The sequence below is a fragment of the Pseudomonas sp. genome, assembly GCF_035512415.1.
Lineage (GTDB): Bacteria > Pseudomonadota > Gammaproteobacteria > Pseudomonadales > Pseudomonadaceae > Aquipseudomonas.
In genome coordinates this window covers 665,987-683,919 of record NZ_DATKDZ010000013.1, presented here as the reverse complement: position 1 = coordinate 683,919, position 17,933 = coordinate 665,987, and the positions used below count along the sequence as shown (strand labels likewise).

General features: G+C 63.9%; 16 protein-coding genes. 9 read left to right on the top strand and 7 right to left on the bottom strand.

Translation table 11 applies throughout. The annotated features are described in order from the left end of the window. The first annotated feature begins 178 nt into the window (after positions 1-178). The gene (glyA, locus tag VMP31_RS08670) at positions 179-1,435 is read left to right on the top strand and encodes a serine hydroxymethyltransferase (RefSeq protein ID WP_275960643.1); all 1,257 of its coding nucleotides are present in this window, start codon (positions 179-181) and stop codon (positions 1,433-1,435) included. 128 nt (positions 1,436-1,563) lie between these two features. Continuing rightward, positions 1,564-1,935, top strand: a complete 372-nt coding sequence (locus tag VMP31_RS08665) for a PilZ domain-containing protein (RefSeq protein ID WP_325506066.1) — start codon at positions 1,564-1,566, stop codon at positions 1,933-1,935. 114 nt (positions 1,936-2,049) lie between these two features. Here the strand turns inward: VMP31_RS08665 and radA are convergent, their stop codons facing one another. The 3 genes from radA to VMP31_RS08650 all read right to left on the bottom strand — a co-directional run bounded on the left by radA (position 2,050) and on the right by VMP31_RS08650 (position 4,108). Further along, positions 2,050-3,414 (bottom strand): DNA repair protein RadA, encoded by a 1,365-nt coding sequence (gene radA, locus VMP31_RS08660; RefSeq protein WP_325506064.1) that lies wholly within the window; start codon positions 3,412-3,414, stop codon positions 2,050-2,052. A gap of 95 nt (positions 3,415-3,509) precedes the next feature. Then, entirely contained in the window at positions 3,510-3,779 is a 270-nt protein-coding gene (locus tag VMP31_RS08655; protein ID WP_325506062.1) for a YdcH family protein, read from the bottom strand. An 86-nt stretch (positions 3,780-3,865) separates the two neighbouring features. Then, the gene (locus tag VMP31_RS08650; protein ID WP_325506060.1) at positions 3,866-4,108 is read right to left on the bottom strand and encodes a YdcH family protein; all 243 of its coding nucleotides are present in this window, start codon (positions 4,106-4,108) and stop codon (positions 3,866-3,868) included. Between the two features lie 134 nt (positions 4,109-4,242). On the opposite strand from VMP31_RS08650, the gene VMP31_RS08645 reads away from it, so the two are divergent. The 5 genes from VMP31_RS08645 to VMP31_RS08625 all read left to right on the top strand — a co-directional run bounded on the left by VMP31_RS08645 (position 4,243) and on the right by VMP31_RS08625 (position 11,529). Beyond that, positions 4,243-4,989, top strand: a complete 747-nt coding sequence (locus VMP31_RS08645; protein WP_325506058.1) for an EAL domain-containing protein — start codon at positions 4,243-4,245, stop codon at positions 4,987-4,989. Between the two features lie 67 nt (positions 4,990-5,056). After that, the gene (mscL, locus tag VMP31_RS08640; RefSeq protein ID WP_325506056.1) at positions 5,057-5,470 is read left to right on the top strand and encodes a large-conductance mechanosensitive channel protein MscL; all 414 of its coding nucleotides are present in this window, start codon (positions 5,057-5,059) and stop codon (positions 5,468-5,470) included. 196 nt (positions 5,471-5,666) lie between these two features. After that, a complete protein-coding gene (locus tag VMP31_RS08635; RefSeq protein ID WP_325506054.1) occupies positions 5,667-7,886 on the top strand; it encodes a bifunctional diguanylate cyclase/phosphodiesterase in 2,220 nt (739 codons plus the stop codon). 135 nt (positions 7,887-8,021) lie between these two features. Further along, positions 8,022-9,164 carry an ABC transporter substrate-binding protein gene (locus VMP31_RS08630; protein WP_325506052.1) on the top strand — a complete coding sequence of 381 codons (1,143 nt, stop codon included), beginning with the start codon at positions 8,022-8,024 and terminating at the stop codon, positions 9,162-9,164. Next, complete coding sequence (locus VMP31_RS08625; RefSeq protein WP_325506050.1) at positions 9,139-11,529, top strand: ATP-binding protein; 2,391 nt, start codon at positions 9,139-9,141, stop codon at positions 11,527-11,529. The genes VMP31_RS08630 and VMP31_RS08625 overlap by 26 nt, the downstream gene beginning before the upstream one ends. Before the next feature lie 9 nt (positions 11,530-11,538). On the opposite strand, the gene VMP31_RS08620 is transcribed toward VMP31_RS08625, so the two are convergent. Continuing rightward, positions 11,539-12,315 (bottom strand): ferredoxin--NADP reductase, encoded by a 777-nt coding sequence (locus tag VMP31_RS08620; protein WP_325506048.1) that lies wholly within the window; start codon positions 12,313-12,315, stop codon positions 11,539-11,541. A gap of 155 nt (positions 12,316-12,470) precedes the next feature. On the opposite strand from VMP31_RS08620, the gene VMP31_RS08615 reads away from it, so the two are divergent. Continuing rightward, a complete protein-coding gene (locus VMP31_RS08615; protein WP_325506046.1) occupies positions 12,471-13,595 on the top strand; it encodes a class I SAM-dependent methyltransferase in 1,125 nt (374 codons plus the stop codon). 212 nt (positions 13,596-13,807) lie between these two features. On the opposite strand, the gene VMP31_RS08610 is transcribed toward VMP31_RS08615, so the two are convergent. From VMP31_RS08610 to VMP31_RS08600, 3 genes are read right to left on the bottom strand one after another with little or no spacing between them, the layout of a single operon-like run. Further along, positions 13,808-13,951 (bottom strand): DUF2474 domain-containing protein, encoded by a 144-nt coding sequence (locus VMP31_RS08610; protein WP_325506044.1) that lies wholly within the window; start codon positions 13,949-13,951, stop codon positions 13,808-13,810. Positions 13,952-13,961: 10 nt separating this feature from the next. Continuing rightward, complete coding sequence (gene cydB / locus VMP31_RS08605; RefSeq protein ID WP_325506042.1) at positions 13,962-14,969, bottom strand: cytochrome d ubiquinol oxidase subunit II; 1,008 nt, start codon at positions 14,967-14,969, stop codon at positions 13,962-13,964. Positions 14,970-14,971: 2 nt separating this feature from the next. Continuing rightward, a complete protein-coding gene (locus tag VMP31_RS08600; RefSeq protein WP_325506040.1) occupies positions 14,972-16,411 on the bottom strand; it encodes a cytochrome ubiquinol oxidase subunit I in 1,440 nt (479 codons plus the stop codon). 284 nt (positions 16,412-16,695) lie between these two features. Between VMP31_RS08600 and VMP31_RS08595 the strand changes: the two genes are divergently transcribed. Then, the gene (locus VMP31_RS08595) at positions 16,696-17,931 is read left to right on the top strand and encodes an MFS transporter (protein ID WP_325506038.1); all 1,236 of its coding nucleotides are present in this window, start codon (positions 16,696-16,698) and stop codon (positions 17,929-17,931) included. Positions 17,932-17,933: the final 2 nt, after the last annotated feature.

The window sequence follows — 17,933 nt, the reverse complement described above, 5'->3', positions numbered from 1 at the left end:
CGGATTGCGCTGGCGCTTATCTGGGCTACAAAACTGCAAACATGCAGCTTAAGACTGCCTTGTGCATGAGCCCCACTTGTCCGCCACATGACTGCGCTGCATACCCCTGCCCGGCCGAGATGGGGTAGAATTCGCCCCCTCTTTCTACCGCCCAGCTGCTTTTTCTCAGGGGAATGCCATGTTCAGCCGTGATTTGACTATCGCCCGTTATGACGCCGAATTGTTTGCCGCGATGGAGCAGGAAGCCCAGCGTCAGGAACATCACATCGAGCTGATCGCCTCGGAGAACTACACCAGCCCAGCGGTGATGGAAGCCCAGGGTTCGGTACTGACCAACAAGTACGCCGAAGGCTATCCGGGCAAGCGCTACTACGGTGGCTGCGAATACGTCGATATCGTCGAGCAGCTGGCTATCGACCGCGCTAAGGAGCTGTTCGGTGCCGACTACGCCAACGTCCAGCCGCACTCAGGCAGCCAGGCCAACAGCGCCGTGTATATGGCCCTGCTGGAAGCTGGTGACACCGTACTCGGCATGAGCCTGGCCCACGGCGGCCACCTGACCCACGGTGCCAGCGTCAGCTTCTCCGGCAAGATGTACAACGCCGTGCAGTACGGCATCGACAATGTCACCGGCCTGATTGACTACGACGAAGTCGAGCGCCTGGCCGTTGAGCACAAACCGAAGATGATCATCGCCGGTTTCAGCGCCTACTCGCAGGTTCTCGACTTCCCACGCTTCCGCGCCATCGCGGACAAAGTCGGTGCTTACCTGTTTGTCGACATGGCTCACGTAGCCGGTCTGGTTGCTGCTGGCGTGTACCCGAACCCGGTGCCGTTCGCAGATGTGGTCACCACCACCACCCACAAAACCCTGCGCGGCCCACGCGGTGGCCTGATCCTCGCCCGCGCCAACGAAGCGCTGGAGAAGAAATTCAACTCCGCGGTATTCCCAGGCGGCCAAGGCGGCCCGCTGGAGCACGTAATCGCCGCCAAGGCCGTGTGCTTCAAGGAAGCCCTGCAGCCTGAGTTCAAGGCCTACCAGCAGCAAGTGATCAAGAACGCCCAGGCCATGGCCAGCGTGTTTATTGAAAACGGCTACGACGTGGTCTCCGGCGGTACTGAAAACCACCTGTTCCTGCTCAGCCTGATCAAGCAGGACATCACCGGCAAAGACGCCGACGCCGCCCTGGGTCGCGCCTTTATCACCGTGAACAAGAACAGCGTGCCGAACGACCCACGTTCGCCCTTCGTCACCTCCGGCCTGCGCATCGGCACCCCAGCCGTGACCACCCGCGGCTTCAAGGAAGACGAGTGCCGCGCACTGGCTGGCTGGATCTGCGAAATCCTCGCCAACCTGGGCGACGAAGCCGTTGAAGCGCGCGTGCGCGAGCAAGTCAAAGCGGTCTGCGCTAAGTTCCCGGTTTACGGCAACTAAGCGACACGTCGCTACCGAAAAGCCCGCCCACTCCGGCGGGCTTTTTTGTGCCGCGCGCCAGGTAAACAAACCGTACCCTCGACACCCACCTTGGCTATAGTGGACTAAACCCCGCAGGAGTTTTTTGCATGAGCAATACAGCCAACGAGCGGCGGCGCTTTCATCGCATCGCTTTCGATGCCCCCACCGAGATCCTTCAAGGTGAACGGAGCTGGGCAGTCGAGTTGCATGACGTGTCACTGAAAGGTTTGCTGATCAAGCGTCCCGGCGGCTGGAATGGCGACCCGCACCAGCCCTTCGAAGCCCGCATTCAGCTGGCCGACGATACCTACGTGCGGATGGAAGTGGTGCTGACCCGCACCCAGGACAATCTGCTCGGCTTCGTTTGCCGGCATATCGACCTCGACTCGATCAGCCACCTGCGCCGCCTGGTCGAACTCAACCTAGGCGACGAAAGCCTGCTGGAACGGGAACTGGCCGCCCTCGGCGAAGCGGACTGAGGCTGGACAAACAGGTAGCCCGGATAAGCCTTGGCGCAATCCGGGACTGCGGCGTTCGGCGTTAAACCACCCCCGGATTGCGCTGGCGCTTACTCGGGCTACGAAAGCTCTTCGCTACTCGAACAATGCATCCAGCGCCTGCTCCAGGCGCGTTACTGCAACCACCTGCAAACCGGGCGGCGGATCTTTCGGCGCATTGCCCTTGGGTACGATGGCGCGCTTGAAGCCGTGCTTGGCCGCCTCTTTCAAGCGCTCCTGACCGCTCGGCACCGGGCGGATTTCGCCCGACAGCCCAACCTCGCCAAACACCAACAGATCATGGGACAGCGGCTTGTTGCGCAGGCTGGAAATCACTGCGGCCATCAACGCCAGGTCCGAGGCAGTCTCCAGCACCTTGACCCCGCCGACCACGTTGAGGAACACGTCCTGGTCATAGGTGGGAATACCGCCATGCCGGTGCAGCACGGCCAGGAGCATGGCCAGTCGATTCGGGTCCAGGCCTAGCGTCACGCGGCGCGGATTGGCCATATGGCTGGTGTCGACCAGCGCCTGCACTTCCACCAGCATTGGCCGGGTGCCTTCCCAGGTGGCCATGACCACACTACCGGGGACTTCTTCCTGGGCGCGGGTGAGGAAGATTGCCGAAGGATTGGTGACTTCCTTCAGGCCCTTGTCGGTCATGCCGAACACGCCCAATTCGTTGATCGCGCCGAAGCGGTTCTTTACCGCGCGCAGCAGGCGCAGGCGACCATCGGACTCGCCCTCGAAATACAGCACGGTGTCGACCATATGCTCGAGCACCCGCGGCCCGGCCAGCGCGCCCTCTTTGGTTACATGGCCAACCAGGAAGATCGCCGTACCGCTCTGCTTGGCGAAGCGCACCAGCAGCGCCGCACTCTCGCGCACCTGAGACACGCCGCCGGGGGCCGAGGACAGTTGCTCGGTGAAGATGGTCTGAATCGAGTCGATCACCATCACCTTGGGTTTTTCCAGGCGCGCGGTGGCGATGATGGTTTCGATACAGGTCTCGGTCATGACCTTGAGCTTGTCTTCCGGCAGGCCCAGGCGGCGGGCGCGCATGGCCACCTGCTGCTGGGATTCCTCGCCGGTGACATACAGCGCGGGAAAGCGCGTGGCGATATTGCACAGGGTCTGCAGCAGAATGGTCGACTTGCCGATGCCCGGGTCGCCGCCGATCAGCACCACCGAGCCGTCCACCAGGCCACCACCGAGTACCCGATCAAGCTCGCCGGAGGCGGTGGAAAAGCGCGGCACTTCCTCGACGCTGACCTCGGCCAGGGTCTTGATCTGCGCCTGCTCGCCCGCCCAACCCGAACGCCCGCTAGGGGTGGCGGCATTGGTTTCGAGCAGGGTTTCCACCAGGGTGTTCCAGGCCCCGCAATCGCCGCACTGGCCGGCCCATTTGGGAAAGGTCGAGCCGCACTCGGTGCAGCCGTACATACGTTTGGCCTTGGCCATGCCAGACTCCTCGGAAAGCTGAGCCCGGATGATACGAAATAGCTGGATATATTTACAGCTATAGACCGTGGTTAATCCACGGTCCGCCCACAGCCCTACCCTTTGCAGCAGCCACAGCAGGGCTTGGCAACACTATTGAGACGACGCGCCACTTCATCCTTGAGATCGACGCGGGCCAGCTTGAGGGACGCCAGGTCGTTGTCGGCCAGTACTTCGACGCCGTCCTCGACGCGGCAGATGCGTTTGTCCAGGGCTTCATACTCGTCAGCCAGGCGGGCGAAATGGGCATCGTTAACCCGCAGCTCGTGCAAAGCCGCGTGCAGTTCGGGGAAGTCTTTGTTCAAGGGGTGGTGTTCAACGTGCATGGTGGCGCTCCTCGTGGGATGTATGTTGGCAACCAGCCTATCCCCTGCCCACCAGCTCCCCCTTGACCGGGATCAACACCAACCGATCAAGACCCGCCGCGCAGCAACAGCCCGAGTTCGTCCTTGAGGCTGACCCGCTGCATTTTCAGCCCCAGCAACAGCATCTCGTCCATGGCGATACGTCCGCTCTCCACCTCATAGATACGCTTGTCGAGTTCTTCATACTCCTCGGCCAGACGCGCGAAGTGGCCGTCAGCCGCCAGCAGGGCCCCAAGCTGCGGCTTGAGTTCGGGAAATTCACGGCTGAGCGGATGATGTTCCAATGGCATAGCGGCATCCTCATGGCGGGTCTGTGTTCAGACTAGACCAGCACAGCCGGCTCTGCCGAAGCGGGCCCCTACAGGCCCGCGATACCTGCTATCGTTTGCCGGGTATTAGGTTGTGACCACGATGAGAGTGCTCCATGGATAAGAACCCCGGCTGCACGGCATGTCGCGACGGCAAAGGCCTGGATTTCCCGATCAGCATGGCTTTTCAGCCAATCGTCAACCTCACTACCCGCGAAATCTTCGCCCACGAAGCCCTGGTGCGCGGCAGCGCCGGAGAGTCCGCTGGCAGCGTGCTGGGTCGCCTGACCCCGGAAAACCTCTACCCCTTCGACCAGAGCTGCCGGATCAAGGCGCTGGAGTGGGCCGCCAGGCTGCAGGTGCCGGCGATGGTTTCCATCAACTTTATGCCCAATGCCGTGTACAAGGCGGAAACCTGCATCCGCGCCACCCTGGAGGCGGCCAAGCGCTATAACTTCCCCCTCGAGCGGATCATCTTCGAAGTCACCGAGCAGGAGCAGGTGCTGGATGTCGACCACCTCACCGGTATCCTGCGCGCGTATCGTAAACAAGGCTTTATGACCGCCATCGACGACTTCGGCGCAGGCTATGCCGGCCTCAACCTGCTGGCCGATTTCCAGCCCGACCTGATCAAGCTGGATATGCAGCTGATCCGCAATATCGACCAGGACAGCGTGCGCCAGATTCTGGTCGAAGCCGCCCTGCAGATGTGCCGCAAACTGCAGATTCGGGTGATCGCCGAAGGCATCGAAACCCTGGGCGAACTGCACGCGTTGCGTGACATGGGCGTCGAACTGTTTCAGGGTTATCTGCTGGCCAAACCGGCCTTCGAGTCGTTACCCGAAGTGCACTTTCCTACCTGACAACTGGCTGGCAAGCGTCGCGACCTGGATTACACTTCAGCGCACACCACCTATCAGGGAAAGAAACATGAGCATTATCAGCGAATTCAAGGCCTTCGCCGTCAAGGGCAACGTGGTCGACATGGCCGTGGGCATCATCATCGGTGCCGCCTTCGGCAAGATCGTCTCGTCCTTCGTTGGCGATGTGGTGATGCCGCCCCTGGGCGTGCTGATCGGCGGGGTGGACTTCTCTGACCTGGCCGTGGTGCTCAAGGCCGCCGAAGGCGATGTCGCCGCCGTAACCCTGTCCTATGGCAAGTTTATCCAGAGCATCCTCGACTTCCTGATCGTCGCCTTCGCCATCTTTATGGGGATCAAAGTGATCAACCGCCTCAAGCGTGAAGAGGAAGCCGCACCGAGCGAGCCGCCGGCCCCGAGCAAGGAGCAGGAGCTGCTGAGCGAGATCCGCGATCTGCTCAAGAACCAGCAGGAAAACCGTTGATTCCCACGGGGTAGATGCCGCCCCGCGAGTCACGCCCCAGGAACTGCACCCGTCAGGCCGTGTGCAGTTTTTTTTCGCCTAGACTATTTAGTGACTTGCTTGGTAACCCAGCCCTGTTGGCTGCTCATCCAGGACCCGCAGAGGTCCAACCCAAGTGCCGGCGAAAGCGTCCGCCATACCTTAACAAGGCCTGAACATGAGCGATGTAGTAGAAGACGATCTGTTCGCTTTCGACGACGAAACCCACTCGAGTGATCGCAACCCAGCCGAGCCCTGCTGGCGCATCCTGATCGTCGACGACGACCGGGACGTGCATCAATCGACCTGCTTCGCCCTGGCCAATACCGAGATCCTCGACCGCCCCCTAGAATTTCTGCATGCCTACTCGGCCGCCCAGGCGGTCAGCGTGCTGACCGCGCAGCCGCAGGTGGCGGTGGTGCTGCTGGATGTGGTGATGGAGTCGGAGCATGCCGGCCTGGACCTGGTCCGCCTGATCCGCAAAGACCTGCATAACAGCGAAATCCGCATCATCCTGCGCACCGGCCAACCGGGCTACGCACCGGAGATGGAAGCGATCCGCGACTACGATATCAACGACTACAAGACCAAGTCCGAACTGACCCGCAACCGTCTATACACCGCGCTGACCACGGCCATCCGCTGCTACGACCAGATCCACACCATCAACGCCAGCCGCCACGGCCTGGGCATGGTGATCCGCGCCAGCAGTCAGCTGCTGGCACGCCAGGGAGTCAGCGAATTCGCCGCCGGGATCATCACCCAGATCTGCGGCCTGCTCGGCCTGCCGCCCGAAGGCGTGGTCTGCGCCTACGACCACCAGGCCTCGCCGGCCCACGCCCTGATCGTCGCAGCCGCCGGTAGCCTGATGGGCTGCATCGACAAGCAGCTGGAAGAGTTGCCCGACCAGCAGATCGCCCGAGCGCTCAATCAGGCTCTGGCCGAGCGCAGCAATCACTACGGCAGCCATTCGACCACCCTGTTCTTCCCCGGTCAGAGCCATAACCATATGGCCGCCTACCTGCAGACCGGACGTCCGCTGAACGAGCTGGATCGGCAACTGCTCGAGGTGTTCTGCAGCAACATCATCATCACCCTGGACAATGTGCTGCTGCTCAGCCTGCTCAAGGACCATGCCTACAACGACCAGCTGCTGCACCTGCCCAACCGCCTGGCCCTGGTCCAGGCGCTCGACCAGGCGCTGACCGGTCCGGCACCGGGCGAGACCACCCTGGCGCTGATCGATATCGATGGTTTCTCCGAACTCAACGACACCCTCGGCCACCAGCACGGCGATGCCCTGCTGCTGGCGGTCGCCGCACGCCTGCAGCAGGCACTGCCGCCCGGCACCCTGCTGGCACGGGCCGCAGGCGATGTGTTCGCCATCCTGGCCGGCAACCAGGTGGTCTGCGCCAACAGCCTGCGCGGCCTGTTTCAGCAACCGCTGTACTTTGCCGGGCTGAGCCGGCGCATCACCGCCACCATCGGCCTGACCTGCCTGGACCAGATCGACGGCAACGGCAGCGAGGCCCTGAAGGCGGCCAATATCGCCCTCAAGCATGGCAAACGCCAGCAACGCGGCAGCATCAGCCACTTTACCCGCGCCATGGAGCAGGACACCCGCGCCCGCGTGCAGCTGCTTCAGGAGCTGCGCAGCGCCTTCGAGCGCGAGCGCCTGTTCGTGGTCTACCAGCCGCAGATGGCCCTGGGCAGCCGCCAGCTGATCGGCGTCGAAGCCTTGCTGCGCTGGCGCACCGATGACGGCCAGTTCGTCGCCCCGGCGCAGTTTATTCCTCTGGCGGAAAGCTCCGGGCTGATTGTCAGCCTCGGCGAATGGGTGCTGCGCAGCGCCTGCCGCGACCTGCAGCAGATCATCCAGCACAGCGGCCAGCCGCTGCGCATGGCGGTCAACGTCTCGGTGGCGCAATTTCGCCAGGCCGACTTCCTCGCCACCCTGGAGCGCACGCTCGAGGAGAGCGGCATCGACCCGAGTCTGCTGGAGCTGGAAATCACCGAGTCAGTGGCCATGCTCGACGCCACTTTTATGATCGACCTGCTAAACCGCATCAAGGGCCTGGGCGTGAGCCTCGCCGTGGACGATTTCGGCACCGGCTTCTCCTCGCTCAGCTACCTCGAACGCCTGAATGTCGACCGTTTGAAGATCGACCTCAGCTTTGTCCGGCAGATGGAGCAGAGCGATGGCAGCAAACGCATCGTGGAAACCATTATTCAGCTGGGCCGCAGCCTGCAACTGGAACTGATCGCAGAAGGGATCGAGCAGGAAAGCCAGGCCGCCTCGCTCACCCAGATGGGCTGCCACGAAGGCCAGGGCTACCTGTTTGCCAAGCCCCTAGAACTGGCCGCGCTGCTGAGCTTTATCACGACACCGGAGCCGTGACGGAGCGGCTGGCCCTGGCCCGCGACAAACGCCTGAAACACCCCGCTGCGCCCGCGCAAATATGCCGACCTGCGGGGCCCGATCCACTTCGATGCCTTGGCCCCCGAGGCGCGACCTACCTGACGGTTATCCGCCATGCCCAGTATGACGACACCCGCCAGGACACAACTGCACGGGCTGCTGGTACTCTGCACCGCCCTGCTGTTGGCCGCGTGCGAGGAACAAGCCAGCGCGCCGACGCCCATTCGCCTGGGGGTAATAGTCGATGTCTCCGGACCCGGTGCCAGCCTCGGCCTGGCCGGGCGCAATGGCATGCAGCTGGCCGTCGAAGAAGCCAATGCCGCTGGCGGTATTCAGGGCCGGCCCATCGAGCTGCTGTACCGCGATGACGGCTTCGACCCGCAACGGGCCCGACAGGCGGCTGCAGAACTGATCGCGGTGCCCGTCGAGGCCGCCATCGGCCCCATGACCAGCCTGATCGCCGAACAGCTGGCCCCACTGTTTACCGAGGCCGGCATCCTGCTGATGGGAGGAACGCCGCTCAGCCCACTGCTGGCCGGGCGCGACGACCAGTTTTTCCGCACCCTCAGCCACACCAACCCGGACGCCCGCGATATCGCCAACCACCTGGGACAGCGCCAGGGCATACAGCGGGTCAATGTGATTATCGAATTGCGCAACCGCAGCTACACCCTGCCCTGGCTTGCCGACTTCAAGCGCCACCTGCAGGCCAGCGGGGCCGAGGTCGGCCTGACCGTGGAATTCAGTCGCGACCAGCAGACCGACTTCGCCGACCTGGCGCGCCGCGCCCTGGCCGACCAGCCCGCCGCCGTGGTGCTAATCAGCAGCGCCCTGGACACCGCCCTGCTGGCCACCCAGCTGCGCCAGCAGGAGCCACAGCTGATACTCGCCACCCCGGCCTGGGGCGCGGCGGACACCCTGATCGAAATGGGCGGCCGCGCAGTCGAAGGCATGATCACCGCACAGGCCTTCGACCTGAACGACAACTCCGCCGACTTTGTCGCCTTCAAGCAGCGCTACCAGGCGCGTTTTGCCCAACATATAGATACCGCCGCACTGACCGGCTACAACGCCACCCGCGTCCTGCTCACGGCCCTGCAGCAGCGCCAGCCCGGCGAACAGCCCAAGCAGACGCTGCTGCGCATTCGCCAGTTCCAGGGCCTGCAACACCCGATCGTCTTCGATGATTTTGGCGACAGCGACAGCATTCTCTACCCCATGGTGGTGCGCGATGGCCGTTTCAGCAGCCCTGAGTAAGCTGGGCGCGGCCCGCCCCCTGCTGCTGATCCTGGCCAGTCGCTTTATCCTGGTGGCCTGCATCCCGGTGCTGGCGGTCGGCCTGTTGTTTCGCCTGTATTACGAACCGCTGATGATCAAGGAGGTGGAAAACCGCCAGCGCTTTGCCGCCGAGGCCATCACCCACCAATTGGAACGCCATTTCAGCATCGCCAACCGCGAACTCGGAGCTCTGGCCGAACTGTTCCACAGCAGCCCGAAGCTGGATAACCAGCAGGCCCAGACCCTGCTTGACGCCTATGCCGATAGCTTGGATTTCTACGAGGCCATCTACCTGACCGACGAAACCGGCCGGATCAAAGCCATCGGTCTGCCGGCCAGCCGCCGCAAACTACGGCAGAACCTGTACGGCCTGGATATCTCCGCCCGCGACTTCGTCCGCCAGGCGCAACTGAGCCGCCAGAGCGTCTGGTCCAACAGCTTTCTCTCCACCGTCAGCTCACGCCTGGCGGTGGCCCTGGCGCAACCCCTGGGCCCGCGCACCCTGGTCGGCGAACTGGCGATCAGCCCGCTCCCCGAACTGGCCCGCCAGCTGAGCCAGGACAGCGACCTGCAAATCCGCATGCTCGATCGCCAGTATCAGTTGATCGCCGATTCGCAAAGCGCCGAGCCCGGGCAACAGCTCAACCTCGGCCACCTGCAGGTGCTGCACAACCCATCGGTACGCAGCTTCAACCTGGACGGCCAACAGCTGCTCGGCCTGGCGCGCAAGGTCAAGGGCCCGGACTGGCAGGTACTGGTGACCCAGCCACAGCAGCAGGCCTATGCCTTGATCGAGGGCACCTGGCGGCGCATTCTCAGCGCCCTTGGCCTGGCCCTCGCCATCGCCCTGCTGATCGCCGGGCGCACCAGCTGGATCCTGGCGCGGCGCATTTCGCAGTTCACCCGGCATGTCGGGGAAATCGCCAACGGCCACTATGACCTGCCCATGGAGCCCAGCCGCATTCGCGAGCTCAATACCCTGGGAGCCAGCCTGCGGCGCATGGTCGGGGCCATCCTCGAGCGTGAGCAGGCGCTGCTGGACACCGCCCAGAGCCTGCGCGAAAGCGAGGAGCGCCTGCTCGCCACCCTGGAGTACACGCCCAACGTCGCCGTGCAGTGGTTCGATGGCAACGGCTGCATCCTGCTGTGGAACCATGCCAGCGAGCGCATCTACGAGATCCCCCGGGAAGTCGCTCTGGGCAAGACCCTCGACCAGCTGTTCCACACCCCGGCGCAACAGGCGATGTTTCTCGCCAGCCTCGCCCAAGCCGCCAAGGGTACGTCGGTGGGCCCCTACCTGAGCGAGCTGCAGCTCAACCCGCAGCGCAGCCTTTGCGTGCTGACCACCACTTTCAGCATTCCCGCGGCCGATGGCAGCCTGCAGTTCGTCAGCATGAACATCGACGTCACCGACCAGAAGCGCGCCGAGAATGCCTACCGGGAACTCAATGCCACCCTGGAGCAGCGCGTGGCCGAGCGCACCGAGGCCCTGAGCAAGAGCAACAAAGAATTGAGCACCGCCATGGCGACCCTGCAGCGCGCGCAGATCGACCTGGTCCAGAGCGAGAAGCTCGCCGCCCTTGGCTCCCTGGTCGCCGGTATCGCCCATGAGCTGAACACCCCGGTCGGCAATAGCCTGATGGCCGCCAGCACCCTGGAAGACCACAGCCGGGAGATTGCCGCCGCCGTCAGCGCCGGGGCGCTCAAGCGCTCGGTGCTCGACCAGTTCCTACAGGACAACAAGACCGCCACCGACATCCTGGTGCGCAACCTGCGCCGGGCCAGCGAACTGATCACCAGCTTCAAGCAGGTCGCGGTCGACCAGGCCAGCGCTCAGCGCCGCACTTTCCAGCTCAGCGAGGTGGTCAAGGAAATCCTTATCACCCTGGGCCCGACACTGAAGAAGACGCCCTTCGTCATCGACAGCAATATCGACGACCAGATCGAACTGGACAGCTACCCCGGAGCCCTCGGCCAGGTGCTGGTCAACCTGATCAACAATGCCCTGACTCATGGCCTGCAGGGCCTGGAGCACGGCAAGATCGGCCTGTACGCTTTCCCCTATGAGCCGGGCTGGATCGAGCTGGCCGTGTCCGACAACGGTCACGGCATCGCCCCGGAACACCTGTCGCGGATTTTCGACCCCTTCTTCACCACCCGTCTGGGTCAGGGCGGCAGCGGCCTGGGCCTGAATATCGTGCACAACCTGGTCACCGGGGTGCTCGGCGGCAAGCTGGAAGTAGCCAGCCAGCCAGGCTGGGGCGTGCGCTTCGCGATCCGCCTGCCGCTCTGCGCGCCCCGCGCCGAGCCGCCCCCGCCCAGCCCGCCTGAACCCGCGCAGTAACCGGCTGGCTTACCAGTAGTTCTCCACCGCCACCTGCCCCGGCCGACGGCTCAGGCTGAGCTGCAGATCGCGCTGTTTCAGCAGGGCTCGCGTGTCGTCGATCATCTGCGGGTTGCCGCAGAGCATCACGCGCGAGTGCTCCGGGCCCAGCTTCAGGCCGGCGGCGCGTTCCAGCTCGCCGCTGGTCAGCAGGCTGGTGATGCGCCCGTGCAGGCAGCCCTGGGCCTGCTCGCGGGTAACCAGCGGCAGGTAAACCAGCTTGTCGGCGTATTCGGCCAGGTGCGGCAGCGTTTTCAGGCCATGAATCAGCGGCTGATAGGCCAGATCCGCAGCAGTGCGCGCGCTGTAGACCAGCACGATGCGTTCGAAACGCTGCCACACCTCGAAGTCCTGCAGAATCGAGAGAAAGGGAGCCAAGCCGGTGCCGCTGGCCAGCAGCCAGAGATCGCGGCCATCGACAAAGCGCTCGAGGGTGAGAAAGCCAAAGGCCTGCCGCTCCAACAGCAGGCTGTCGCCGGCCTTGAGTCGGCTCAGCTCGCCGGTGAACTCGCCGCCGGGCACGACGATGGAGAAGAATTCGAGAAACTCGTCATGGGGGGCCGAAACCATCGAATAGGCGCGCCAGACCACGCTGCCGTCGGCCTTTTGCACGCCCAAGCGGGCGAACTGCCCGGCGCGGAACCGAAACCCCGGATCGCGGGAACAGCGCAGGCTGAACAGGCTGGGCGACCAGACCCGCACATCACTCAGAATCTGCCGGGTGAACTTGTCTTCACTGGCGGTCATACTTCACTCCCTCTGCTGCGCCGACTATCTGCCAGGCCGTTAAAAAACCTAGCGCGCGAAGGCTAACTTCAATGCCGCATAGCCGAGCGCAGTAGTTTTCCAACGACCTGTCACAGTGTCCCGCAAAGCGCCGCCCACAAACACCAGTAGTCCATATGCCTATATTCGTTACGCCTTTTGCCCAGCTCGACCTGATCCGCCAGCCCGAGCAGCAGGCCGAGCCCCTGCAAGCCTTCGACGCCGCCGACGAGTACCTGCTCAACCATCTGCATGAGCAGGGCTTACCCGCGGATGCCCGAGTGCTGGTGCTCAACGACAACTTCGGAGCCCTGGCCGCCAGCCTGGCCGGGCACGCCCAGGTCACCAGCAGCGGCGACTCGCACCTGGGCTACCTGGGCCTGCAAGCCAACCTGGCGCGTAACCATTTGCCGGCAGAGGCGGTGCGCTTCGTGCCGGCCAGCGCCACAACCGAGGGGCCGTTCGATCGGGTACTGATCCGCGTGCCCAAGACGCTGGCGCTGCTGGAAGAGCAGCTGATCCGTCTGCATGGTCAGCTGGCCCCAGGCGCGCAGGTGATTGCTGCGGCGATGATCAAGCACCTGCCGCGCGCCGCCGGCGACCTGCTGGAAAAATATATCGGCCCGGTGCAGGCCTCGCTGGCAGTTAAAAAGGCCCGCCTGCTGCTAGCCACGCCTGCAGCCAAACCAGCCGCGGTATCGCCCTACCCGACGCGCTATCGCCTGGAAAAACCGGCCATCGAGCTGCGCAACCACGCCAATGTGTTCTGCCGCGAAGACCTGGATATCGGCACCCGCGCCTTTCTCCCGCACCTGCCCAAACACCTGGGCCGCGTGCGCGTGGCCGATCTTGGTTGCGGCAACGGCGTGCTCGCCATCGCCTATGCCCTGAGCAGCCCGCAGGCCGAAGTGACCCTGGTCGATGAGTCCTATATGGCGGTGCAATCGGCCGAGGAAAACTGGCGCGCCGCCCTGGGCGAACGCCCGGTAGAAATCCGCGCCGGCGATGGCCTGGCCGAACAGGCGGCGGATTCGCTGGACCTGGTGCTGTGCAACCCACCCTTCCACCAGCAGCAGGTGGTCGGCGACTTTCTCGCCTGGCGCATGTTCCAGCAGGCCCGCGCGGCGCTAGTGACCGGCGGCGAGCTATGGATAGTCGGCAACCGCCACCTGGGCTACCACGCCAAACTCAAACGGCTGTTCCGCGGCGTCGAACAGGTGGCCGCCACACCGAAGTTTGTAGTGCTTAAAGCGATCAAATAAACCCGGCACGCCGCGAATCCGTAGGGTGGGTTAGCGGCACTGAACACCTTAATGCACAAGCAACAGCGCTATTCGGGTGCCGCGTAACCCACCAGACACAAGCCCGCGTCGACGCCATGGTGGGTTACGGCGCAGCAAATACAGGCGCAACGCAGGACCATCCCGCCATGCGCCTAACCCACCCTACGCAAACCCCACATATCGCCGGCCGATCAGGGCGTCCCCATCCCCGCGGCCTGCATAAACAGCCGTAGCAGATAGGACACCGCGCCCAGGGCCAGCACGCTGCCGGCCCAGATCGCGACCAGCCAGCCGAGCCGCTGCCATAGCGGTTTTTTTTCGCCTGCATCGGTCATCCTGCGCTCCTCAGTGGTAGCCATCTTCTTCAGTGACCTTGCCGCGAAACACGTAATAGCTCCAGGCGGTGTACATCAGGATCACCGGGATGATGAACACCGCGCCGACCAGGATAAAGCCCTGGCTCTGCGGCGGCGCGGCGGCTTCCCAGATGCTGATCGACGGCGGAATGATATTGGGCCACAGGCTGATGCCAAGGCCGCTGTAACCGAGAAAGATCAGCGCCAGGGTCAGCAGGAACGGTGAGTAGTGGGCGTTGCTGGCCACCGCGCGCAGCAGCGCCCAGGTGCACAGCAGCACCAGCAGCGGTACCGGTATCAACCAGAAGATATTCGGCAAGCTAAACCAGCGCTCGGCGATTTCGGCGTGGGCCAGCGGCGTCCACAGGCTGACGATGCCGGTCACCGCCAGCACCACCAACACCAGTGGCCGCGCCATATCGTGCATCTGCTGCTGCAGACGGCCTGCGGTCTTCATGATCAGCCAGGTGCAGCCGAGCAAGGCGTAGGCGGCGACCAGGGCCAGACCGCAGAACAGCGAGAACGGCGTCAGCCAGTCCAGCGCACCGCCGACGAACACCCGGTCGACCACCTCGAAGCCGTCGATATAGGCTCCCAGGGCCACCCCCTGGAAGAAGGTCGCGGTCAGCGAGCCGCCGATAAAGGCCTTGTCCCACAGGTGGCGTTTGGCGGCCTTGGCCTTGAAGCGGAACTCGAAGGCCACGCCGCGAAAGATCAGCCCCAGCAGCATAAAGATCAGCGGCAGGTAGAGGGCGCTGAGTACCACCGCATAGGCCAGCGGAAAGGCCCCGAACAGCGCAGCGCCGCCGAGCACCAGCCAGGTCTCGTTGCCGTCCCACACCGGTGCCACGGTGTTCATCATCACATCGCGCTCACCTTCGCTTTTGACAAAGGGGAAGAGGATGCCGATGCCCAGATCGAAGCCGTCCATGACCACATACATCATCACCCCGAAGGCGATGATCACGGCCCAGATCAGCGAGAGATCCATACCCATATTCAATTCCTCTCAGCCAGCGAGTCAGTGTCGCCTTCTTCCAGGCCCTCTTCGGGCGCGGACAGCGGACGGGACGGCGTACGTTTCTGCCCAGGGCCGCCCTCGGCGGGTTCCTGGCCTTCATCGGTGACCGGGCCCTTGCGCACCAGGCGCAGCATATAGCCGATACCCGCGCCGAACAGGGCGAAGTAGACCACCACGAACAGCGCCAGGGTCAGGCTCATCTGCGCGAAGCTGTGTCCGGAGGAGGCATCGGCGGTGCGCATCAGACCGTGGATGATCCACGGCTGACGACCGATCTCGGTGGTGTACCAGCCGGCGAGGATGGCGATGATCCCCGAAGGCCCCATCCACACCGCCAGGTGCAGGAACGGCCGGCTCTGGAACAGCTTGCCGCGGCTGCGCAGCCACAGGCCCCAGAGGCCGGTGAGTATCATCAGCATACCCAGGCCGACCATGACCCTGAAGGTCCAGAACACGATGGTCGAGTTGGGCCGATCTTCCTTGGCGAACTCCTTGAGCGCCGGCACCTGCTTGTCCAGGCTGTGGGTCAGAATCAGGCTGCCGAGGGCGGGAATCTCGATCTTGAAGCGGGTCTCTTCGGCGTCCATATCCGGCCAGCCGAACAGGATCAGCGGGGTCGGTTCGTCACCATGGTTTTCCCAGTGGCCTTCGATGGCGGCGATCTTCGCCGGCTGATACTTGAGGGTATTGAGGCCATGGAAATCGCCGATTACCGCCTGGATTGGCGCAACGAGCAGGGCCATCCACATGGCCATCGACAGCATCTTGCGGATCGCCGGGTTGTCGCGCCCGCGCAACAAGTGCCAGGCCGCCGATGCGCCGACAAAGAACGCCGTGGCGAGGAACGCCGCCGTGGCCATATGCGCCAGGCGGTAAGGGAAGGACGGATTGAACACCACGGCGAACCAGTCCACCGGGATTACCCGCCCATCGATAATCTCGAAGCCCTGGGGGGTGTGCATCCAGCTGTTGGAAGCGAGAATCCAGAAGGTCGAGATCAGCGTGCCGATGGCCACCATCACCGTGGAGAAGAAGTGCAGGCCAGGGCCGACGCGGTGCCAGCCGAACAGCATCACGCCGAGAAAACCCGCTTCGAGGAAGAAGGCGGTGAGCACTTCATAGGTCAGCAGCGGCCCGGTGACCGCCCCGGCAAAGTCGGAGAAGGCGCTCCAGTTGGTGCCGAACTGATAGGCCATGACCAGGCCGGAGACCACACCCATGCCGAAGTTGACCGCGAATATCTTCGCCCAGAAGTGATACAGGTCGCGGTACACCGTTTCGCCCGTCTTCAGCCACAGGCCTTCGAGCACGGCCAGGTAGCTGGCCAGGCCGATGGTGATGGCCGGAAAGACGATATGGAAGGAAATGGTGAAGGCGAACTGCACTCGAGCCAGGTCGAGCGCCTCTATACCGAACATGGAGCATCCTCATCAGGTTATTCGGGGCACAGCCGTGTGCGCGCCTTTGCTATAGGAGCGCAAAAAGAGTCGTTTGTTCTTGTCATGGGCAGGAAAGCCAGTGGCCGGGGCCAAGGTGGCCCGCAGGAAAACCCAATGCGGGCTTTGACCTGGATCAAGCATAGGTAAAAGACTACCCCCTCACCCGAGCCTTGCTGCTGTGGTTATTTGTCGCGCACAGCCCTTGTTCGGGGGCGCAGCCATGCTAGGCTGCGGCATCTTCAGTAGCTAGCTATCTAATAATCATGTCAGTCCACGGCAAACTACTTCTTCGCCACCAACGCCCCTTTATCGCCTTCTGGTGCGCGCGGGTGCTGACCGCCAGTGGCTTCCAGATGCTCGCGGTTGCCATCGGCTGGCAGATGTATGCCCTGACCGGCAACGTGCTCGACCTGGGCCTGGTCGGCCTGGTGGAGTTTCTGCCGCGGGTGCTGTTTATCCTGCTGACCGGGCATGTCGCCGACCGCTTCGACCGGCGCAAGGTGGCCGCCCTCTGCCAGGCGGCCCAGGGTCTGGTCGCGCTATGCCTGTTGCTGGCCAGCAGCCAGGGCAGCCTGACCCGGGAAATGATCTTTCTGATCGCCTTCGCCCTGGGCACCGCCCGCGCCTTCGAGATGCCCACCACCCAGGCGCTGCTGCCCAATATCGTGCCGCCGGGGCTGTTTCCCGCCGCGGTGGCCGCTTCCGCCTCGGCCATGCAGACCGCCACCATCGTCGCCCCGGCGCTCGGCGGCCTGCTCTACGCCATCGACGCCGGCTGGGTCTACGGCCCGGCGTTGGCGCTGTACCTCGCGGCCCTGACACTGATGCTGAGCCTGCCGGGGCGACAGTTGCCACTCAAACAGAAAGTCTCCCTGACCTCGCTGCTGGCCGGCTTTCGCTTTATCCGTAGCCGCCCCGAGGTCTTCGGCGCAGTGTCGATGGACATGGTCGCGGTGCTGCTGGGCGGAGCTACGGCGCTGCTGCCGGTGTTTGCCAAGGACATCCTGCTCACCGGCCCCTGGGGCCTCGGCCTGCTGCGTTCGGCCCCGGCGGTGGGCGCACTGCTGATGTCGTTGTGGCTGGCGCGCTTTCCCATCGAGCGCCGGGTCGGCCCGGTGATGTTCAGCGCGGTGGCGATCTTCGGCGTGGCGACCATCGGCTTCGGCCTGTCCACCTCACTGTGGTTCAGCCTGGCTACCCTGGTCCTGCTGGGCGCGGCGGATATGGTCAGCATGGTGATCCGCGCGGCCTTCGTGCAATTGCAGACCCCGGACGAGATGCGCGGCCGGGTCGGCGCGGTCAATGGCCTGTTTATCGGCGCATCCAATCAGCTCGGGGATTTCCGCGCCGGGGTCAGCGCCGCCTGGTTCGGCAGCGTACCGGCGGTGCTGATCGGCGGCGTTGGGGCCATCGTGGTCTGCGGCCTGTGGATTCGCCTGTTCCCGGCGCTGGCCCGGCGCGACCACCTGCACCCGCAGGACCCACCCAACGCCGCCTGAGG

What these genes read in the sequence shown, in the direction of transcription:
- glyA (WP_275960643.1), top strand. Translation starts at nt 179, where the DNA reads ATGTTCAGCCGTGATTTGACTATCGCCCGTTATGACGCCGAATTGTTT.
- VMP31_RS08665 (WP_325506066.1), top strand. Translation starts at nt 1,564, where the DNA reads ATGAGCAATACAGCCAACGAGCGGCGGCGCTTTCATCGCATCGCTTTC.
- radA (WP_325506064.1), bottom strand. Translation starts at nt 3,414, where the DNA reads ATGGCCAAGGCCAAACGTATGTACGGCTGCACCGAGTGCGGCTCGACC.
- VMP31_RS08655 (WP_325506062.1), bottom strand. Translation starts at nt 3,779, where the DNA reads ATGCACGTTGAACACCACCCCTTGAACAAAGACTTCCCCGAACTGCAC.
- VMP31_RS08650 (WP_325506060.1), bottom strand. Translation starts at nt 4,108, where the DNA reads ATGCCATTGGAACATCATCCGCTCAGCCGTGAATTTCCCGAACTCAAG.
- VMP31_RS08645 (WP_325506058.1), top strand. Translation starts at nt 4,243, where the DNA reads ATGGATAAGAACCCCGGCTGCACGGCATGTCGCGACGGCAAAGGCCTG.
- mscL (WP_325506056.1), top strand. Translation starts at nt 5,057, where the DNA reads ATGAGCATTATCAGCGAATTCAAGGCCTTCGCCGTCAAGGGCAACGTG.
- VMP31_RS08635 (WP_325506054.1), top strand. Translation starts at nt 5,667, where the DNA reads ATGAGCGATGTAGTAGAAGACGATCTGTTCGCTTTCGACGACGAAACC.
- VMP31_RS08630 (WP_325506052.1), top strand. Translation starts at nt 8,022, where the DNA reads ATGCCCAGTATGACGACACCCGCCAGGACACAACTGCACGGGCTGCTG.
- VMP31_RS08625 (WP_325506050.1), top strand. Translation starts at nt 9,139, where the DNA reads ATGGCCGTTTCAGCAGCCCTGAGTAAGCTGGGCGCGGCCCGCCCCCTG.
- VMP31_RS08620 (WP_325506048.1), bottom strand. Translation starts at nt 12,315, where the DNA reads ATGACCGCCAGTGAAGACAAGTTCACCCGGCAGATTCTGAGTGATGTG.
- VMP31_RS08615 (WP_325506046.1), top strand. Translation starts at nt 12,471, where the DNA reads ATGCCTATATTCGTTACGCCTTTTGCCCAGCTCGACCTGATCCGCCAG.
- VMP31_RS08610 (WP_325506044.1), bottom strand. Translation starts at nt 13,951, where the DNA reads ATGACCGATGCAGGCGAAAAAAAACCGCTATGGCAGCGGCTCGGCTGG.
- cydB (WP_325506042.1), bottom strand. Translation starts at nt 14,969, where the DNA reads ATGGGTATGGATCTCTCGCTGATCTGGGCCGTGATCATCGCCTTCGGG.
- VMP31_RS08600 (WP_325506040.1), bottom strand. Translation starts at nt 16,411, where the DNA reads ATGTTCGGTATAGAGGCGCTCGACCTGGCTCGAGTGCAGTTCGCCTTC.
- VMP31_RS08595 (WP_325506038.1), top strand. Translation starts at nt 16,696, where the DNA reads ATGTCAGTCCACGGCAAACTACTTCTTCGCCACCAACGCCCCTTTATC.